This is a genomic window from Natronobacillus azotifigens (assembly GCF_026805325.1).
Taxonomy (GTDB): Bacteria; Bacillota; Bacilli; order Bacillales; family Amphibacillaceae; genus Natronobacillus; species Natronobacillus azotifigens.
Window position 1 is genome coordinate 54866 of record NZ_JAPRAT010000014.1, and the last position, 20385, is coordinate 75250.

At 37.0% G+C, this 20385-nt stretch carries 15 protein-coding genes and 1 other annotated feature (1 of these 16 running past the window's edge); of the genes, 2 read left to right on the forward strand and 13 right to left on the reverse strand.

Going from position 1 to position 20385, the window contains the following annotated elements; all coding sequences use genetic code 11:
* Positions 1 to 122, reverse strand: a binding site (T-box leader); it reaches 88 nt to the left of the window's first position.
* 131 nt (positions 123 to 253) lie between these two features.
* Complete coding sequence (locus OWO01_RS08400) at positions 254 to 3202, forward strand: transglycosylase domain-containing protein (protein ID WP_268780002.1); 2949 nt, start codon at positions 254 to 256, stop codon at positions 3200 to 3202.
* A 203-nt stretch (positions 3203 to 3405) separates the two neighbouring features.
* On the opposite strand, the gene motS is transcribed toward OWO01_RS08400, so the two are convergent.
* From motS to OWO01_RS08420, 4 genes are all read right to left on the reverse strand, one after another.
* Positions 3406 to 4188 (reverse strand): flagellar motor protein MotS, encoded by a 783-nt coding sequence (gene motS / locus OWO01_RS08405; RefSeq protein ID WP_268780003.1) that lies wholly within the window; start codon positions 4186 to 4188, stop codon positions 3406 to 3408.
* Positions 4175 to 5002, reverse strand: coding sequence for a flagellar motor protein MotP (gene motP / locus OWO01_RS08410; protein WP_268780004.1), 828 nt, complete (start codon positions 5000 to 5002; stop codon positions 4175 to 4177). Before motP ends, motS begins: the two co-directional genes overlap by 14 nt.
* 89 nt (positions 5003 to 5091) lie before the next feature.
* A complete protein-coding gene (ccpA, locus tag OWO01_RS08415) occupies positions 5092 to 6087 on the reverse strand; it encodes a catabolite control protein A (RefSeq protein WP_268780005.1) in 996 nt (331 codons plus the stop codon).
* Between the two features lie 295 nt (positions 6088 to 6382).
* A complete protein-coding gene (locus OWO01_RS08420; protein ID WP_268780006.1) occupies positions 6383 to 7453 on the reverse strand; it encodes a bifunctional 3-deoxy-7-phosphoheptulonate synthase/chorismate mutase in 1071 nt (356 codons plus the stop codon).
* A gap of 209 nt (positions 7454 to 7662) precedes the next feature.
* Between OWO01_RS08420 and pilM the strand changes: the two genes are divergently transcribed.
* On the forward strand, positions 7663 to 9801 hold the full coding sequence (gene pilM, locus OWO01_RS08425) for a pilus assembly protein PilM (RefSeq protein WP_268780007.1): 2139 nt from the start codon (positions 7663 to 7665) through the stop codon (positions 9799 to 9801).
* 549 nt (positions 9802 to 10350) lie between these two features.
* Here pilM and OWO01_RS08430 read toward each other — a convergent pair.
* From OWO01_RS08430 to OWO01_RS08470, 9 genes are all read right to left on the reverse strand, one after another.
* Entirely contained in the window at positions 10351 to 10866 is a 516-nt protein-coding gene (locus OWO01_RS08430; RefSeq protein WP_268780008.1) for a YtxH domain-containing protein, read from the reverse strand.
* Positions 10867 to 10878: 12 nt separating this feature from the next.
* Positions 10879 to 11310, reverse strand: a complete 432-nt coding sequence (locus OWO01_RS08435; RefSeq protein WP_268780009.1) for a DUF948 domain-containing protein — start codon at positions 11308 to 11310, stop codon at positions 10879 to 10881.
* Positions 11311 to 11820: 510 nt separating this feature from the next.
* Positions 11821 to 13113, reverse strand: coding sequence for a UDP-N-acetylmuramate--L-alanine ligase (murC, locus tag OWO01_RS08440; protein WP_268780010.1), 1293 nt, complete (start codon positions 13111 to 13113; stop codon positions 11821 to 11823).
* A 118-nt stretch (positions 13114 to 13231) separates the two neighbouring features.
* On the reverse strand, positions 13232 to 14341 hold the full coding sequence (locus OWO01_RS08445) for a nicotinate phosphoribosyltransferase (protein ID WP_268780011.1): 1110 nt from the start codon (positions 14339 to 14341) through the stop codon (positions 13232 to 13234).
* A gap of 106 nt (positions 14342 to 14447) precedes the next feature.
* A complete protein-coding gene (locus tag OWO01_RS08450) occupies positions 14448 to 16580 on the reverse strand; it encodes a DNA translocase FtsK (protein WP_268780012.1) in 2133 nt (710 codons plus the stop codon).
* 878 nt (positions 16581 to 17458) lie between these two features.
* Positions 17459 to 18061, reverse strand: a complete 603-nt coding sequence (ytpR, locus tag OWO01_RS08455) for a YtpR family tRNA-binding protein (RefSeq protein WP_268780013.1) — start codon at positions 18059 to 18061, stop codon at positions 17459 to 17461.
* 1 nt (position 18062) lies between these two features.
* On the reverse strand, positions 18063 to 18887 hold the full coding sequence (locus OWO01_RS08460) for a DUF1444 domain-containing protein (RefSeq protein WP_268780014.1): 825 nt from the start codon (positions 18885 to 18887) through the stop codon (positions 18063 to 18065).
* A gap of 86 nt (positions 18888 to 18973) precedes the next feature.
* The gene (locus tag OWO01_RS08465; RefSeq protein ID WP_268780015.1) at positions 18974 to 19288 is read right to left on the reverse strand and encodes a thioredoxin family protein; all 315 of its coding nucleotides are present in this window, start codon (positions 19286 to 19288) and stop codon (positions 18974 to 18976) included.
* A gap of 20 nt (positions 19289 to 19308) precedes the next feature.
* Positions 19309 to 20349 carry a PTS sugar transporter subunit IIC gene (locus OWO01_RS08470; RefSeq protein WP_268780016.1) on the reverse strand — a complete coding sequence of 347 codons (1041 nt, stop codon included), beginning with the start codon at positions 20347 to 20349 and terminating at the stop codon, positions 19309 to 19311.
* Positions 20350 to 20385 lie beyond the last annotated feature (36 nt).

Here is a 20385-nt window from a genome sequence, read left to right on the forward strand (position 1 = left end):
CCTCTATTACAGAAGAAGCTCGAGAGCGTAATTCGTAGAGTTACTTTGCACTGACTCACACCAACCGTCAGCTCTCTAAAACAGGGAGTAACTTCACTACTTCATTCTTTCACAGCTTTTATTTATGCTCATTGTTCTACATTAATAACACAATTCACAATTTTATGCAAGTTACTGTTCTTAAAAGACAAAAAATATTTCACTAATTCATAACTGTGGTATAATATAGGTTGTAATTTTAGGAGGTATTCAAATGGATTTTAAAGAAGGATTCTATAAATTTTGGACGAAGACAAAATCTTTTATCGACAAAGGCATTATCCAGCGTGTCTCACGAATTAGTTATGATGTGATCTGGAACATCATTCTTTATTTTGTCGTTATTACAGTTATCGGAGGTTTTTTTGTTGGTGGCGTTGGAGCAGGGTATTTTGCATCCTTAATAAGGGATGAGCCACTACGTTCTGAAGATTCTATGGTAAGTGCAATCTATAATTATTCCGAAACATCTGAGATCTATTTTGCTAATGATGTTTTCATGGGGGAAGTTAGCTCAGACCTTCATCGAGAAGAAGTTGAATTAGCTGATGTTTCTGAATACCTGATTCAGGGGATTATTGCAACAGAGGATGAGTACTTTAAAACACATAATGGTATAGTTCCAAAAGCGATTATGCGGGCTATGTTTCAAGAATTAACCGGTGCAGCCATGCAAACTGGTGGGAGTACATTAACTCAGCAAATTATTAAAAATCAAATTTTAACGAATGAAGTTTCTTTTGATCGAAAAGCAAATGAAATTATTCTTGCGATGCGTCTTGAACAATTCTTAGAAAAGGACGAAATACTAGAAGCATATCTAAATATTGTTCCATTCGGAAGAAATGCGAATGGTAGAAACATTGCGGGAGTTCAGACTGCAGCAAGAGGAATCTTTGATATAAATGCCAATGAATTAAATTTAGCTCAAGCGGCCTTCCTTTCTGGTTTACCGCAAAGCCCAATAGCATATAGTCCTTTTACCAATTCAGGTCGTGTAAAGGAAGAAGCAGGATTACAACCTGGTTTAAGTCGTATGCGTACAGTCTTATCTCGTATGTTGACAGCGGAGTATATAACGGAAGAGAAATACGAAGAAGCGTTGAATTATGATATCGTTGCTGACTTCGCAGAACGTTCGCCAACGACATATGAAGAATATCCGTATTTAACAGAAGAAGTAAGAATAAGAACAACGGAAATTTTGCTAGAACAATTAGTAACAGAAGATGGGTATACAATGGATGACCTAGACTCAAACGAAGACTTACAAGAGCAATATGAAATTCGTGCAGAGCGAGCACTTCGACAAGGTGGGTACAAAATTCATACAACGATAGACAAAGATATCTATGATGCTTTTCAGGAAGTTGCTGCAAACTATGAGAATTATGGAAGAGACCTACCTGCTCGAAATGTCAATGGTGAGCCAATAATGACTGAAGACGAAGAAACAGGAGAATTGATTCCATTAGTCGCGCCTGAACAAGTAGGAAGTATGTTAATTGACAATCGCACAGGTGCGATCATTAGTTTTGTTGGTGGTCGTGATTTCCAAAGACAACAACGGAATTTTGCTACCAATGCGAATAGGCAATTAGGAAGTACGGCAAAACCTATCCTTGTTTACGGACCTGCTATGGAGGAAGGCGTAGTCCAACCTGGTTCCATACTAGCAGACGTTGAATTTGAACACTTCGATGAATATGGGGAACCATGGAGCCCTTCTAACTTTACACGAAATCGCTATTATGGATTGGTATCTGTTAGAACGGCCTTAGTTAACTCTTACAACGTGTCTGCTGGGCAAGTGTACATCGATTTACTTAAAGAAAGCAGTCCAGTTGAGGACTATTTAATTCCAATGGGTTACAAGAATATATTACCACATCAGTATGGTTATAGATCAAATGCTCTTGGTTCTTTTGAAGCAACAATAGAGGAAAACACAAATGGTTATGCCACATTCGGTAACAATGGTAATTTTGAAAAATCTTACATGATTGAGAAGATCGAATCGTTTGATGGTGAAGTGATTTACCAACACGAAAGTGAATCTGTTGAAGTTTTCAGTAATGAAACGAGCTATCTGATGCTAGATATGATGCGTGATGTATTAACCTCTGGAACGGGGAGAACTGCATACAATAATCTTGTTAATAAAGACGTGGACTGGGCAGGTAAAACAGGAACAACTAATGAATTTAGAGATTATTGGTTTGTTGCAACAAATCCAAACGTTTCATTAGGTATATGGATGGGTTATGAATATAACAATTCGTTAGGAGACGGTTATAGCGCTAGAACTCAATCATTATGGGCCCAATTAGTAAATGCAGCAACAGAGGTCAATCCAGATTTAATGGCACCTTCAGACCGCTTTGAAAGACCGAATAATATTGTATCAAGGTCCTATTGTATGGCGTCAGGTTTACTACCATCTGGCATCTGCGAATCACTAGGATTAGTTGGTCAAGACATCTATAACACTGCTCATGTACCATCTGACGAAGATTACAGTCTCATTGAAGGTAGATATGTTATGCTAAACGGTGAAGCTGTAGTAGCTGGAAATAATACCCCAGAAGAATTTATCCAAAGTGATGGGGTGATTTTTAACCCTGAATGGTTAAGAGATATGGGTTATGATGAATTAGACGATATTTCTCAGCTAATTCCTAGTTCAAGTGGTGCTTGGTCGTCTATAGAGATTCCAAGTACGACGGAAATTGAAGATGATGGAGAAGCGCCGAACGCGCCAACCTCTATATCAAAATCAGGTAATGTCTTAACTTGGAATGCTTCTTCTAGCAATGATGTAGTTGGTTATCGTATTTATCGTGCAAATGATCCGGACAGTTCCTTTGAACTACTGAGCAGCACGACGGATACAAACTTCAATGTTGGTAGTGGAGATGCCGTTTATCATGTTACTGCCGTTGATTACTTCGGGGAAGAGTCCGCCCCTTCTGATGTTTTAGAAGATGGCGATTTTACCGAGGAAGAGCCTGAAGAAAGCGAAGAACCTGAAGATGATGACGGTGATTCGACTGATGAAAATTCAGGTAACGGTGGAGATAGCAACGGGAATGGTGGACAGGAAAACAATGATAACGAAGATGAAGAAAGCGAAGATCCAGACAATGAAGAGGAAGATGAATAGCTTCACTCAATAAGAAGAGGTGTAGAATAATAATTTCTACACCTTTTTTTATTTGCGGTTTATTATTAACTATAGGGGGTTCTGCTTAAAATTGCTTAACACGTGATGACAAGGTGATGTTTACTTAGTATTGATAAGAGGATGCATTCAATATTTCAAAAAAAGAGGCATACCAGAATTTAAAATTCGGCACACCTCCTTTTTTAGTTGAAATCCTGTGATAATTCTAAAATAACAATTTCTACTCGACGATTTCTGCTCCAATTTTCGGGAGAATCATTTTCCACAATCGGCCTAGTATCACCGTAGCCTACTGCAATAAAGCGATCTTCTTCAAAATCATTTGCATTGATAATATAACGAATGACACTACTAGCTCGTGCTGCTGACAATTCCCAATTGGAGGGGAATTGCAAGGTGGATATCGGTCGATTATCCGTATGACCTTCAACACGAATTGTGTTCGGTATATTACTCAACAATATCCCAATTTTGTCTAGAAAGGGCTCTGCTGATGACTTAAGAAGAGCTTGTCCAGAATCAAATAAAATTCGTTCTTGTAAAATCAATACTACACCTTGATCGGTACGGTTAGCAGAAATAACATCTTGAAGCCCTTCTTCACGTAAGAACCTTTCAATTTCTGCTAACAATTCATCTAGTGAATCCATGTCTTCATCTATTTGATCGTTATCAAACTCTTCTTCGTCATCAGAATCGAAGATATTATCTTTAAAATGCCCAGTAGGATCATCCTGTCGAACGTCATGATAGTCCGATGGGTTCTCCAAAGGAACAGAAGAGGGATAATTATCAAAAATAACACGATTACGAAACGATTCTGCTACTGCCTGAAATTTCACAATATCAATCTGTGACATGGAAAATAACAGAATGAAAAAAACAAGTATCAACGTAATCATATCAGAATAGGTCGTCATCCATCTTGGTGCACCTTTTGGTTGCTTTTTATTAGGACGCTTCATTAGCAGCACCCTCCACTTGCTCGTCTGCATCTAATTCACGTTTTTTCCTCATATCATCCGATAAAAATGCACTTAACTTTTCTTTTAAAATTCGCGGATTTTGACCAGATTGTACTCCAATAACACCCTCGATTACAATCTGTTTCATAAAAACTTCCTCTTCTGTCTTGCTCTCGAGTTTACCAGCCATCGGAATAAAGACAAGATTAGCCATTACTGCACCGTAGAACGTTGTTAAAAGCGCAACAGCCATTTGGGGCCCTAATGTACTTGGGTCATCCAAATCATTTAACATTAGTACTAAACCAATCAATGTACCGATCATTCCCCATGCTGGCGCATAATCTCCAGCTTTTTCAATAATGATCCGGCCTTTTTGATGACGGTCTTCCATCGCTGTAATTTCTGCACTCATAATATCTTGAATAACTTCTGGTTCAATTCCGTCAATCGCTAGTAAAACACCTTTTTTGATAAACGGATCTTCTACACCTTCTAGCTCATTTTCAAGCGCCAATAACCCTTCCCGTCTAGCACGTTCTGAAAGTCGTTCGAATAACTTAATTAGTTCTCCTAAATCACTTTCACTCTTATTAAAAGTTTCTTTAACCACTCGACCAGTTAGTTTAATTTGATCAAGGTTAAAATTAATTAATAAGGCCGCAGCAAGTCCACCTATTACAATAACAATAGATGACGCTTGGATAAATGCAATGAAGCCATCAAAATTACCACTACTTGAAATGATACCAAACATAATCATCATGAAACCCAGTGTAATGCCGATTGGTGTTAAAATATCTGTTTTTTTCATATACTCTCTCCCTAACTAAACGTACAATCTTGGTTGAAATAAACATGCCCAGGATATGAATTTTGATATTTTATATATCGACATTAATTTTATTTTGTTGAGTTTCTTTCGATAATTTGATGAGGTAATATTACATTTGCTTCTGATACTTCTTCTTTATTCATATACTTTGTTAATAACCGCATCGCTACTGCTCCTATATCATACATTGGTTGTACAATTGTCGACAACGTCGGACGAACCATTGTAGCAAGTCTTGTGTTATCAAATCCAAAAACTTCGATATCTTCTGGCACTCGTAAGCCTTTGTCTTGAATGGCATGAATGACCCCTAATGCCATTTCATCAGAAGCAACGAAGATAGACGTAGGTCTAGGCTCTAACGTTAGTAATTGTTCAACAGCTTCTATTCCTGAAGCATATGTATAATCACCTTTAATGATTAGGTCATGATTAATTGTTTGATTCGCTTCCTTTAATGCTCGTTCGTAGCCCTTATATTTTAATTCGTTAGCAGCTGTTTCCTCAACTCCAAAAATAAAAGCTGGTTGATTATTACCGTTTTCGATTAACAATTTGGTCGCTTCAAAAGCAGCTTGCTCGTAATCAATATTGACCGATGGAATAGATTGCGTTGGATCCACTGTTGCTGCTAGAGCAACTGGCACTGGTGATGTTTTAAACTCTTTCACATGCTCCTCTGTAATCTTACCACCCATAAAGACAATGCCATCTACCTGTTTCTCAAGCATTGTATTAATGAGTTTAATTTCTCTATCGATATTCTGATCAGAATTACTTAAAATAATATTATACTTGTACATGTTTGCTATATCATCAATCCCACGAGCTAACTCAGAAAAGAATATACTCGATATGTCTGGAATAATAACACCAACAGTTGTTGTTTTTTTGCTCGCTAACCCCCGAGCAACAGCATTTGGGCGATACCCCAATCTTTCAATCGTTTCTAATACCTTTTTTCTTGTGACTGGTTTTACATTCGGGTTGCCGTTTACAACTCTTGATACGGTTGCCATTGATACATTCGCTTCTCTTGCTACATCATATATTGTGATATTCATTTACATTCTACCTCCATTACATTTTATATTACTTTGTTTGTCATTAAGTATATCATAGGATAATGCGATTTAAACCAATTCTATTTTCTAATAGAAACTTCCTCTTAATATTATAGCAAACTCAACAATCAAATGTCTTATATTCTTCTTAATTTGTCAAGGAAAAATGGGTATTATTAGAATTTTCATTGTTAAGCGTTCGTCTAATATCTTTACCCTACCTCGTCTAACCCATTTCAACTCCCTATCTTGAAAAAAAACTGCCTGTTCTTAGTGAACAGACAGTTTTACTTCATTAATACTTCTTATTTACCACTTCACTTATAAACTGGTCAAATTGATCAAAGTTCATCTGTTGCTGAGAGTCTGAAAGAGCCACAGCAGGATCAGGGTGAACTTCTGCCATTATACCATCCGCGCCGATAGCTAGTGCAGCTTTAGCAGCAGGGATTAGTAAGTCTCTTCTTCCTGTAGAGTGCGTTACATCTACCATAACCGGTAAGTGTGTTTCTTGTTTTAAAATAGGAACAGCAGTTATATCTAATGTATTACGTGTAGACGTTTCATACGTACGAATACCACGTTCACATAAGATAATTTGTCCATTACCACGTGAATTAATATATTCAGCTGCATTAATAAAATCAGAAACTGTTGCTGACATCCCGCGTTTCAATACAATTGGCTTATTTACTTCTCCAGCCGCTTTTAGTAACTCAAAGTTTTGCATGTTACGTGCACCAATTTGAATAACATCAAGATATTCAGCCGCTTTTTCAACATCTGCGGGACTTACGATCTCACTAACAACGGCAAGACCATACTCATCTGCAACTCTTTTCAAGATTTCTAAACCTTCAAAACCCAAACCTTGAAAATCATAAGGTGACGTTCTCGGCTTAAAAGCCCCACCACGAATTATTTTTAATCCCTTATTTTTAATTTGTTCCGCAACTTGAGCTACTTGTTCATAACTTTCCACCGCACATGGGCCGAAAATATAATGAGGATTTCCATCGCCGAATTTTGCTCCATTTACATCAACAATAGTGTTTTCTGCTTTCTTCACTCTTGAAACTAGTAGTGCTTTGCTATGATCATCTTCTTGTAATTCTAATCCTGCTTTAAAAATTTGTTTAAACAAATGAATAATTGTTGCGTTCTCAAACGGTCCATCATTATGCTTTTTGATTAAGTCAAGCATGTCACGCTCACGAACCGGATCATAATTCCGATTAGCTCCCTGCTTCTCTTTCACTTGCGCTGTTTGTTGTACTAATTTCCCTCGCTTTTTAATTAAATCTAATATTTCTAGGTTTACCTGATCAAGTTCTTCTCTCAATTGATCTAATTCTTGATTACTCAAACTAATTACCCCCTATTTTTATGTTTTACATTATAATAAAATAATATATATTTAATAATTAGGGATAATTATAGCTAATATTTTGTTACTTGTCACCATTATGTTTAAATATTTAGTATTTTCTTTATTTTTATTTTCTTTTAATTCGTCAAAATAATGTTTTTTCTGTTAAACTCTGAATAGGTGATCTGAAGGAAAGGATTAAAATCATGGATAATTATATTTTCGCATTAGATATTGGAACTCGATCTGTCATTGGATTATTATTAGAACAAACGAATAAATCATACAAACTGATTGATTACGTCATGCAAGAACACGAGGAACGCTCGATGCTTGATGGACAGATTCATGATGTTGTCTCCGTTTCAAAGGTAATTAATGAAGTGAAAGAAAAATTAGAATGTAAACATCAAATTATGCTGTCAAAAGTTTGTGTTGCTGCCGCCGGCCGAGCATTAAAAACCAAAAGAACTAAAATAAGCAAGAATATTGAACAACATCCACTAATTGATAAAGAGGATATATTATTCTTAGAACTGAGTGCTGTACAACAAGCACAACATGACTTGGCTCATGAAGAACAAGGGAATAATGCAAGTACTCACTATTATTGTGTTGGGTATTCTGTTCTACAATACCGATTGGATGACGATTTGATTGGTTCGTTAATTGATCAGCAAGGAAAAGAAGCAGAAGTAGAAATCATTGCAACTTTTCTGCCGAAAGTAGTTGTAGAATCATTGTTAGCTGCACTGCAACGTGCCAATCTAGAAATGGAAGCCTTAACACTCGAACCTATTGCAGCGATTAATGTACTAATTCCAGAATCGATGCGTCGTTTGAATGTTGCATTAGTAGATATTGGTGCAGGAACAAGTGATATTGCTCTTACAGACGCTGGAAGTATTACTGCATATGGTATGGTATCAAAAGCTGGCGACGAAATTACAGAGGCGATTAGCGATCATTTTTTGCTTGATTTTAATGAAGCTGAGCGAGTGAAAAAAGATATTACCGCACATCAACAGGCTACTTTAACGGATATTCTTGGTTTCGAACAAACCATTACTTTCGATGAATTAGCTACAGCCATTGAACCAGCAATTGACCAATTAGCTAGTGTAATTGCTGAAGAAATAATCACGTTAAATAGTCGAGCACCAAAAGCAGTAATGCTCGTTGGTGGTGGTAGTCTAACGCCAAATCTAACAGTAAAATTAGCGAATAAATTAAAATTACCAAACAATCGGGTTGCAACTCGTGGAACAGATGCAATTCGAGATTTAGAATTCGAAGCAGAAATACCGACTGGCCCTGCTTTTATAACGCCGATTGGTATCGCCATTGCGGCGAAACAAAATCCAGTACATTATATCAGTGTAACCGTAAATGATCGTGCAGTACGATTATTTGATATGAAGCAATTAACTGTTGGTGATTCTTTACTTGCTGCAGGTATCTATATCGACAAATTGTATGGCAGACCTGGCATGGCTTATATGATCACATTTAACAATCAGAATATCACTTTACCAGGAACATATGGACAACCACCTAAAGTGTGGTTAAATGACGAACCAATTACCGTCGAACAACCCATTAAACACGGTGATGTTCTACATGTAGAAAAAGGCGAAGATGGTGTTGAACCTGTTGTAACCATTGCAGGTCTAGTTGGTGAAGTAGATAGTTTTACTATATTCTTTAACCAAGAAAAATATAAAATCGAGCCTAAGATTGAAGTGAATGGAAAAAGCGTTCAATCTGATTATCAGATTCAAGACAATGATAATATTCATATCATAGAAACAAAAACTGTACAAGAATTCTTTTCATCCATAAACAAAAAAGATGAATTAGATCAAGTGGGAGATTTTCAAATTGTGGTTGACAATAAAAAAGCGACGCTGGAGAACTTTTCAACTAGATTGAAGGTAAATGGAAAAAAAGTTGACAAAAATATTAGTGTTAGAGCAAATGATAAGATAGAGCTGATAAAAGGTGATCAGCCCACTGTTCAAAAGATTTTATCAAGTCTTCACATTCCAACGGAAAAGAAATTGCATGTGACGTACAATGGAAAACCAATCACCCTAACAAAACAGGTGACTCAAGTATTTCTAAATAATCAAGAACTTCAATACACTGATACAATTCAATCTGGGGCAAAAATTACATGCAAGACAGTGGAAGATAATGAATTCATTTTCCAAGATATCTTTCGGTTTATTTCCATTGACTTAACAAAAATCAAAGGAAATGTTACGATTCAAAAAAATGGGGAATCTGCCGCGTTTTTTGACCCGCTTGCAGAAAATGATGAAATAACTATTGAGCATGAATGATTTTGAAAAATATCCAGGATACGAAAATTTTTTAGGTGAAGAGGCTGGGACAAAAAAATCCCTTTACTCAATATACGAATAATCTTCTTATATAAATAAGTGGAAGAGCACCGCACCTGAAATATACTCGCTTTCCGCGGGCACGGCTTCAGCTAACTCGGATAAGCAAATTTCGCTTTCCGAGTGGATCTTCAGCTCGCGCTGTTCCCGCAGGAGTCTCGCATATTTCAGGTGCTTAATTTCGTTTCTCGGAAAATTAACCGAACCATAATTGACTAAACCTCTACTATAGTTTCGGTTATTATACTGCCTTTTTTCTTTTGTCCCTGCCTCCGCGGTATTACCATCTGTTCCTTCAAACAAATAATTTTTAAGGGGCTGATGGCAAAGCAACCGTTAGCCCCTACTGTATTATTAGAAAATCGTTTACATCGATTTAAAGTGGTTAAAGCACTTATAGATATTGCCACAAAAACTATTTTTCAACTCTTATCTTGCAAAAAAGGTTGTAGCATTAATTTGCTACAACCTTTTCACATAAATAAGTGTTTATTTATTTTTTACGTCTTCTGCTGCTTCTTCTACCGCTTCTGCAACATTCTCTGCTGCTTCTTTCGCAGTTTCTTTGATATGGTCTGCAGCATCATCTGCTGTGCTCACTTTGCTTTTCGCCTTGTTTTTCACTTCGCTTGCCTTTTGCTTAACGTTATCTTTTACTTCTCCAGCTTCCTCATAAGCGTGATTGATTTTTTCCTGTAGAGATTTTTTTGTCTCTTGGAATTTATCTTGTAAGTGTTGCGATTTTTCTGCAACACTTTGCTGAATTTGTGCAGATGTTTCTTTCGCATAATCTTTAAACTCACCAGTTTTTTCTTGAGCAACATCTTTCCATTCTCCAGCCTTATCCTTTAACTCATGTGCGCCTTTATTAATGTCACCACGAAGTTCTTTCCCTGATTTTGGCGCAAACAATAATGCAAAAGATGCACCAACAATACTCCCAACTAAAGAACCGATTAAAAAGTCCTTTGCATTAATGTGATCATTTTTGTTTTCTTTTGTCATTTTAATTCCTCCCTAAAGATTACTATATGGATTTTCATTATTCCCTTTACGCTTGTTAAACAATTGCATTACTACAGTTCCCCATTTAATCACTTGTGCTGTTTCTTCTTTATTTTTTTCTGCTACATGAGAAATTGTCGATGACACATTTCGAATCGACTGGTTAAAGCTATTTACAGTATCTCCAATTCCTTTGACACTATCAACAACCGTGTTTAAACGTTGTGATTTATCATTAATATCCTCTGCCAGTTGATTCGTTCGATTCAGCAGCAAGGTCGTTTCTGTGGTTATACCCTCCATTTGCGTCTCTAAACCTTCTAGCGTATTTGCCATACTACCCATCGTACGCTCTGTTTCCTTTAATACTTTAATTAAATAAACGACTAATGCAGTGAAGGCAAGTGCAAATATTAATGCAGCAATATAAAGTATTATAATCATTCTATTCACTCACTCCAATTCTATGTATAATTTAGTTTCATCTAATTATAGTAATATTTACCCGAAAAAAAATACGATAAACATTTTCTTCTTTATAAAATGACCAAAATTCAGGGAAATATTCTTGTTGCGATTAATTTACATGATCATTTCCTTGTAAATATTATGTAAAACTTCAACTAATATCGGTGTTCGGTATTTCTCTATTGAGTAGTAATCCTAGAAGAGACGGTAAAAACCTTTTGGTGGGCATCAATCCTATTCAAACAGCTTTTATCCCGGAGTAACGGACGCTAGAGCACCCCGAATGGTTCAAAGGCCTTTAGGTCATCCTTTAGGGCTAACAATCAGTGGGGGAATACCTAAAAACCCCCACTGATTGAAGTTTCACTTTATTTCTTGGTGTTTGGAAGTAGAAAGTTTACTAGCGTTTGCACCTGGATAAAAAAAGAAATTCACCATCAACTCTAAATATTTAAGGTCTGATGAATGAATTCCTTCATAAATATGTTAGAATGTCTCTTCGTATGCTTGCTGATATTTTTGGATGTCCCCCGCTCCCATAAAAACCAGCACACTATTCGAAAATTCTTTTAGTACTTCTACTTCATTTAACGCCAAGACCTTACTATCCGAAATCCTTTCTTGAAGGTCTTCGATAGACAGTTTACCTGCTAGTTCTCGTGCTGATCCAAATATATCACACAAAAACACAAGATCCGCCGCTTTCAAACTATCCGCAAATTCTTGCAAAAACATTTTTGTTCTTGTATAAGTATGTGGTTGAAAAATTGCTGTAACCATTCGATCTGGGTACTTCTTACGAACCGAATCGATTGTAGCAGTAATTTCTTTCGGATGATGTGCATAATCATCAATCAAAATTTGATCGTTAAGCTTTTTCTCACTAAAACGTCGTTTCACTCCAGTGAATGTCTTCAATTTTTGGATTTGCTCTGCTTGCATTCCTTCATAATGACAGAGAGCAATTACTGCCAATGCGTTCAAAACGCTATGGCTTCCATATGTTGGTATGGTGAATGAATCATAAAAGTTGTTACGCACAAAGACATCGAACGTTGTACCCCTAGATCCTTCTGCAACATTTTTTGCTTGAAAATCATTGCCATCTTGAAAGCCATAATATAGTACCGGAACCTTTGCTTGAATTTGCTGTAAGTATTCATCATCTCCACAAGCAATAATTCCCTTGTTAACTTGATCCGCCATTTCTTGAAATGCATCAAAAACGTCATCAACACTTGAAAAATAATCTGGATGATCAAAATCAATGTTTGTCATAATAGCATAGTCTGGTTGGTATGCAAGAAAATGTCTTCGATACTCACACGCCTCAAAAACAAAATATTCACTTTCAGGCGATCCCGAACCAGTCCCATCACCAATGAGGTAAGAGATTGGATAAGATTCTTTTAATACATGAGCCAACAAGCCAGTCGTTGAAGTTTTACCATGAGCCCCAGTTACTGCAATGCTTGTAAATTTTTTTAAAAATTCACCCAAAAATTCATGATAACGATAAATCGTTATCTCTTTTTCTCGTGCAGCCTCTAGCTCTTCATGATCATCTCTGAACGCATTTCCTGCTATAATAGTTAAATCGTCTGTTATATTATCTCTGCTGAACGGAAAAATCGGGATTTGTTTTTCCCTTAAAACTTCTTCCGTAAAGAAGGTTTTTTCTACGTCAGATCCTTGGACCTTTTCTCCAGCATCATGAAGAATTTGTGCGAGAGCACTCATCCCCGTTCCTTTAATACCAACAAAATGATAAATTGTCATAACTAAGAACCTCCAAAAGAGCGTTAACCTCTTTAAACATATTAAAAACTATTTGCCCAAAATAATATTTTATCATAGAAACGATAAAAAGAAAGCAAAATACATATTTTAGGTCAACTTATTTAAGGTAGGGTACTTTTTCAAGTCTAGGGTTGGGACGGTATTGTCTTCCAAATTTAGATTCAGGCTTACCGTTTAACATAACATTATCGCCAGTGAATCCAATCTGTATATCCAATAAACTCCGGCCAATTCCATATACGTCAACTGGAACATTGTTCTTTTCGAAATCACGAATTCGATCTTCTGTAAAACCTCCGCTCGCAATAATCTTTACATGTTGGTAACCTTCCTCATCCAAAGCATTACGTAAAGCAAAGACCAATTCAGGGTTTACTCCTCTTGGATCAAAGGTTCCCATAATATGTTGGTTTCTTAGGAAATATTTATCCACCATATTTTTTGACGTATCTAGTCGTACCCCTTTTAAAATAGGCCCAAATTCTCGGGCTACTTTTAAAGCATCGGTGATAACATCGTTATTATAATCCACTAACACCATTAAATCATCATCAGGATACACTTCATGGTAAGCTTTGGATGCTGCAACAAGATCTCCCTCAAACATCTGGATCATCGCATGTGGCATCGTACCCATACCAGTTTTTCCCCACCACTCATTCATAGCATGTGTCGCCTGTGCTGTAGATCCACCAATAAACGCTGCGTATCCATCTCCAGCTTGTTGGGTGTAATGATCATCACGATCTCCCATAAAAATAACTGGTTTCTGTTTACCTGAAGTTCTTCCCGCTTTCACCACATTATATACATTTGTTGCAACAGACGTTCGTCGAGCTAAAATACCATCAATAATCCCTTCCAAGTAACCGAATGATTGGTATGGTCCTTTGATCGTTAACACGGTTTCAAATGGACTTATTTTATCACCATCTTTTAATGAATGAATTTCTAACTGCTCAGGCTGATCAGCAAATGTATGTATTAAAGCAATTGCTTCATCAGTACCACAGATAACCGCGTGATCTTTCTGAAAAAACTGCATAATTACTTCATTATTTGGTCGTTTTTGCTTAACAATTTCTTTGGTTTTTAAAAAATAAACAGCTGAAAACCAGCCGTCTCTCACCCGCTCATCAAACTTGAATGTCTTGTTTGTAAGTCGGTCAATCTCTCCATTTAACTTCTTTGTTATTTCCTTTTTCATCAAGTCTAACTCCCTATCTGATTCACATAAGTTTGTTTGATTCCCTATCTATAATATAAGATTAGGAAATGTAGTACAAGTTTTTTAGCATAACGAAACATCGAAACTATCGAATAACCTCTTCATTACGCATCAAAACGGTTCGAGCTTTACTTCCATTTTGTCCGGAAATAACTTGATTCTGTTCTAATGAGTCAATCAGGCGAGCCGCTCGGTTATAACCGATTTTAAACTGTCTCTGTAATAATGAAGTACTGGCACTATTATTTTCTAAAACGAAGGCTAGCGCTTCTGGATATAGTTCATCTTCATTTTCCTCTTCCATTTGTTGTAGCAATTGCTCTTGTTCGAATAAGTAATTAGTTGGTGCGGTTTTTCTGACAAAATTAGTCACTCTCTCTATTTCATCGTCAGAAACAAAAGCGCCTTGAATTCGTAGCGGTGTACGGGCACCATTTTCAACAAACAGCATATCCCCTCTTCCAAGTAATCTTTCTGCACCATTGGTATCGATTATTGTTCGGGAGTCCACTTGAGAAGACACACTAAACGCAATGCGTGTTGGAATGTTTGCTTTAATTAGACCGGTAATAACATCAACTGATGGGCGTTGAGTAGCTAACAATAGGTGGATTCCACAGGCTCTTGCTTTTTGTGCGATTCGACAAATCGAATCTTCCACGTCTTGGGGTGCTGCCATCATTAGATCAGCCAACTCGTCGATAACAATAACCAAGTATGGCATTTTATCCCCTGCATGCTCCACTTTTTGATTGTAGCGTTCAATATCTCGAGTACTTGATTCTACAAAACGTTTATAGCGATCTTCCATCTCTTCAACTGCCCATTTTAATGCATGCGTTGCTGCTTTCACATCCGTTATTACAGGAGAAACAAGATGCGGTATTTCATTATATGGAGCTAATTCTACCATCTTTGGATCAATTAATAATAGACGAACATCCGACGGGTTTGCCTTATACAATAAACTAATTAAGATGGAATTAATACAAACACTTTTCCCTGACCCTGTTGCACCCGCAATCAATCCATGTGGCATTTTTTTAATGTCTGTAACCACCGTTCTCCCCGTAATATCTAAACCCAATCCAACCGATAAACTCGATGCTGCCATACGAAATGCATTCGACTTAAAGATTTCCTGCAATCCAACGGCTTGAGACGTCTTATTCGGTATTTCAATACCTATGGCATTTTTCCCTGGGATCGGCGCCTCTATGCGAATATCTTTTGCAGCCATATTTAACTTTATATCATCACTAAGATTTTTAATTTTACTTACTTTCACACCCGATTCTGGTTGAATTTCAAATCGCGTTACTGAAGGTCCTTGCATTGCATTAATTACATTTGCACGAACTTGAAATTGCTCTAACGTATGTTTTAATTGCTCCCCTTGCTCCTTGATCCAAGCCTCGTCATAGGTAGTTTTCTCATTGGTATCATCTAAAAGGTGAAGTTGCGGCCGTGTATGATCTATTTTTTTTCTATCTTGATTTGTTTGATAAAATCTTTTTTTATCACTTGGACGCATCCTTACGTTAAACGGATCCTTTTTTATTTCCTGAGGGTCTTTTTTGGTTACCTGCTTATAGCCTGGTTCCATATCTTTTTGTCTTGTTGTAACACTTTGCTCATCTGTTATCATTTCATTACTATGATTGGCGTTCGATTCTAATTCCTCTTTGTTTGCTAACACAGCAGGTAGTCTATTATCAACTTGTACTTCTTGATCACTCCAGATTTTCTCTTCCGTTTCTATCTCTTCATTTGCTGAAATCGTTATATTTTCTTCGTGATGCATCATGAATGATTCTTCTCGATTTTCTTTTCGGATAAATGCCGGTATTTCTTCCAGATCGACTGTCATTCGTCTTTGTTGAAACCCATAAACTGGCGAAGGGACGTCAGACGCACGAAACGGTTGACTACGCTCAGGTTTTTCAAACACAAAAGGCTGCTCTACTATGTTTGGCGATTTATCAGGTATGTTTGTAGAGCGCTCATTTGTTCTAACTGCTCTTCTTATTGTCGGTTCGTTATCTTTATCTAACGGAAAAGGAAAAGAACGTTTTGTCGGATATTGATATGATACCCTTGTGTCCACACCATGGTCACTTCGCTTAATTTCTTCCCATTTATTATTGTTCGTAATTTGACTGGTACGATCTTCTTGTTCAAACCATTGCTTTACTTTTTTCCTAAAATTCTTTAGCATTTGCTTTCACTCTTCCATTGACATGATTAGTTACTATTTTAACAGGTTTTCATCGAATTGAAATGCCCAAAACGAATGTTCTTGGATAAAGTGATACTTCAACCAACGGGGTGTTGAGCTATCCTTCCCCGAATTGTTCGTTGAAGCTTTATAAAAGATAGCAGCCGTTACTATTTTTCAACATGCACAAACTGCGTGGTAAATAATTTATTTTTTTCACTTTAATGATGTTCACGCGAAGGTAGAGGATCAAAAGAACTGTAACTTCTTTAAGGCGGGTTTTTCCCCTAGGTTTAGGGCAGGAGATAACGCTAGACTCGTCAAGATTGCTGATCTTGCTTAAGTTGAGGGCAGAAAATGGCACCAACCTTGTCGAAACGAGCTCTTTCACTTAGGTTAAGCCCTAAAAAGAGATACAACCTCATCGAAACGACCTCTTTCGCCTAGGTTAAACCCTAAAAAGGCTTGCAACCTCGTCGAAACGACCTCTTTCGCCTAGGTTAAACCCTAAAAAGACCTGCAACCTCGTCGAAACGACCTCTTTCGCCTAGGTTAGACCATAAAAGAGCTGCAACCTCATCGAAACAACCTCTTTCACCTAGGTTAAACCCTAAAAAGGCTTGCAACCTCGTCGAAACGACCACATACACTTAGGTTGATCCTAAAAATGGGCTGCAACCTTGTTGAAACGCCTACTTAAACCTAGATTCGCTACCACACAGTCTATACATATGGTGTCTTAATAAAATATAATGACAATCTCAGCTTTATTATCTTTATCATTAAAATCTTCAAAGTAAATTATTGTGTTTTTACTTGTTATAACAATTATTTTAAAATGAAAAAACGCGCGAGACTCTCGCGCGTTTTTAAGAATTTTAAAAATCAAATGTTTCTCCAGCCTTTAGATCACCAGTTAATACATAAATGCCTTTTTCTTCTGGAGCATTAGGAAGGCCTAATTCCTTTTGTGAGCAAATCATACCAAACGAATCTACTCCTCTTAGGTTCGCTTCCTTAATCTCCATACCACTTGGCATAATAGCGCCGACCTTTGCAACAACCACATGTTGCCCTGCGTCAACATTTGGAGCTCCACAAACTATTTGCACCGTTTCCGTACCAATATCTACTTGGCAGACATTTAACTTATCGGCATTCTCATGTGGTTCTTTCGTTTTTACATAACCAACTACAAATTTTGGAGATAAATCCAATTCCAAGCTTTCAGGAACACCATGTCTGTCTAATATTTGATTGATTTTTGCAAGCATAACTTCATCCAGTTTATGCTTACCATCTTCTAGCTCCATGTTGCTTCCTTCTCTAAAAATGTTATAACCTAAAACTTCTTTTGACTCTGTGTCATAAATTTTCGTTACATGACCATACTGATTAAAATCAATTTGGTAACGATCTCCTTGCTTAAGCGGGACAATTAAACAATCACCAATTCCTTTTCTGTTATAAAAAACATGCATCTTATTCATCCTCTTTTTTCTTATCATTAGTAGGTTTATTTTTTGCTAAAATAAAAATCGGCTCGAGGTTCTTATCCTTGTACGTCAATGCCAACGAAGTGATAGGTACTCTACCTTCTGCAAAGAACTTCATGGTCATTTGCGCCAGAATATCGTAACCCATTTCATTTTGGATATCAACAACAATAAGAACATCTTGGTGTGGAACAGCTAGAACTAATTCACCCTTAGCTTCTTGCTCCATTTTTTCTAACCACATCTCATTAAGGATCCTGCTAGCATCATATCCATCGTTCGTAGCTATGAAGAAAAAATCATTCCCTGCTACTTGTTCTTGCTTGGGAGAAATCGGCAATGAACGAAGATTAAACAGCGCGACTTCATAGACATGGGAGTTTGTCCATCCAGCTTGATCAATCATTTCTTGATCAATTAATTGATAAGTATTATTCATATCTAGTGCATAATAAATTCGCGTTTCCGCTGTATGCTCCGTATAAACTAGTGCCTTTCCATCCTTTTTTTCAGTTGGAAAGGATGTGGATCGAATAACCGGAAAGATTTTTTGTTCATTTCCAATCAATTGTTGTTTTTCTCGCATCATGTGTAAAGATTCGGTAACATGATAAACAAGTTCATCAATCGCCGCCTCACCACGAGACTCGTATTTCGCAATGACATTTGGAAGTGAAATGAATACACCTTCATGCGTATCTTTCCACTCTATTCGATAACGATCTTTTTCGCGATCAAATGACTTATGCCACTCTGGTTGACTAAATTTCTCATCCAATATTTTTTTTAGTTGTAAACTCGTTTTCGCCATAGTTATCTCCTCCTTAAGGAGAAATTTATCACGATACATTGTATCATGAAAAATAGCGCTAGAAAAGAATAGTGAACCACTGCTCTTTATCCGAGTTTAGTTAGAAATTCTTCTATTTCTTCTTTTGATTTTCGATCTTTACTAACAAAACGATCGATTTCTTTTCCATTCTCAAATGCCAAAAAGCTTGGGATACCAAAAATATCATGGGAGACACAGATATCAATAAACTGATCCCGATCAACATAGATAAACGTAATATGAGAATATTTCTCTTCTAATTCTGGCAAAAATGGCTCAATAATACGACAATCTGGACACCAGTTTGCCGAGAACATAAAAACTGATTTACCTTTTTCTTTTCTTTCATTAAATTCTTCTTCTGACTGTAACTTTTGCACAAAAAAACCTCCTAAAAATATTATTCATAGTGTATTTTCATATCACCAAATGATATCCAACCTTTATGCCTCATCCATTCAGCAACTGCTAAACTAATTAGTGCTGGACCAACAATATGGATCAATAAAATCATCCAAAAAACATCTAAGGAAAAGCCCATTGTCTGAAAAGCCATAATTTGTCCAACAAAACCAGACGTTCCCATCCCTGCGCCAGATGCGTTGTTCGTCATATCCAGCCATACTGTTGCAAATGGAGCCATCATTGCACCCGCAATCGTTGGCGGTACCACAATCAATGGCTTTTTGATAATATTTGCGATTTGTAACATCGATGTACCAATTCCTTGTGCTAACAAACCACCTAAACCATTTTCACGATAACTACTAACTGCAAAACCAACCATTTGTGCGGAACACCCTACAACTGCTGCTCCTGCTGCTACCCCATCTAATGATAGCATTAACGCAATGGCCACACTAGATATAGGGGCAGTCAAGGCCCAGCCCATTAGAACCGCGACGATAATCCCCATCACAAACGGTTGTTGTGCCGTTGACCAATTAATCACACTACCAAGACCTGTCATAAAGCTATGTACTGGCGGCCCAATAAAGGTAGCAACCAAATACCCCACCAAAATGGTTAGAAAGGGTGTTAATATAATGTCTAGTTTGGTTTCTTTATAGATTAACTTCCCACATTCGGTAGCGAATAATGCACTAATATACGCACCTACAGGCCCTGCTAACTCGTACCCAAACGCACCTGCAAATAAAGCAGAGAACAATACTAATGGAGGCGCTTTTAAACCAAAAGCAATCGCTACACCAATAGCACCACCAACAATTTTATTATCCATTGCAAATGAACCAATCTCTTGCATTGCGTCGGTGAAACTTGAATCCCCTAACATTGTTGCGAATTGCTCACCCAACGTATTAATGATAAGACCAATAATTAGCGAGGAAAAAAGTCCCAAAGCCATATAACTTAGGGCGGTTATTAGATAGGCATGTGTAGATAAATGAACATTTTTTCTGGCAAAAAAACTCTTCAACGCTTCCTCCCCCTTTTCTTTGTATATCTTACACAA

Bases quoted from the DNA above. Each gene is read 5' to 3' on its own strand.
- OWO01_RS08400 (WP_268780002.1), top strand. From the start codon at position 254: ATGGATTTTAAAGAAGGATTCTATAAATTTTGGACGAAGACAAAATCT.
- motS (WP_268780003.1), bottom strand. From the start codon at position 4,188: ATGAAGCGTCCTAATAAAAAGCAACCAAAAGGTGCACCAAGATGGATG.
- motP (WP_268780004.1), bottom strand. From the start codon at position 5,002: ATGAAAAAAACAGATATTTTAACACCAATCGGCATTACACTGGGTTTC.
- ccpA (WP_268780005.1), bottom strand. From the start codon at position 6,087: ATGAATATCACAATATATGATGTAGCAAGAGAAGCGAATGTATCAATG.
- pilM (WP_268780007.1), top strand. From the start codon at position 7,663: ATGGATAATTATATTTTCGCATTAGATATTGGAACTCGATCTGTCATT.
- OWO01_RS08430 (WP_268780008.1), bottom strand. From the start codon at position 10,866: ATGACAAAAGAAAACAAAAATGATCACATTAATGCAAAGGACTTTTTA.
- OWO01_RS08435 (WP_268780009.1), bottom strand. From the start codon at position 11,310: ATGATTATAATACTTTATATTGCTGCATTAATATTTGCACTTGCCTTC.
- murC (WP_268780010.1), bottom strand. From the start codon at position 13,113: ATGACAATTTATCATTTTGTTGGTATTAAAGGAACGGGGATGAGTGCT.
- OWO01_RS08445 (WP_268780011.1), bottom strand. From the start codon at position 14,341: ATGAAAAAGGAAATAACAAAGAAGTTAAATGGAGAGATTGACCGACTT.
- OWO01_RS08450 (WP_268780012.1), bottom strand. From the start codon at position 16,580: ATGCTAAAGAATTTTAGGAAAAAAGTAAAGCAATGGTTTGAACAAGAA.
- ytpR (WP_268780013.1), bottom strand. From the start codon at position 18,061: ATGCATGTTTTTTATAACAGAAAAGGAATTGGTGATTGTTTAATTGTC.
- OWO01_RS08460 (WP_268780014.1), bottom strand. From the start codon at position 18,887: ATGGCGAAAACGAGTTTACAACTAAAAAAAATATTGGATGAGAAATTT.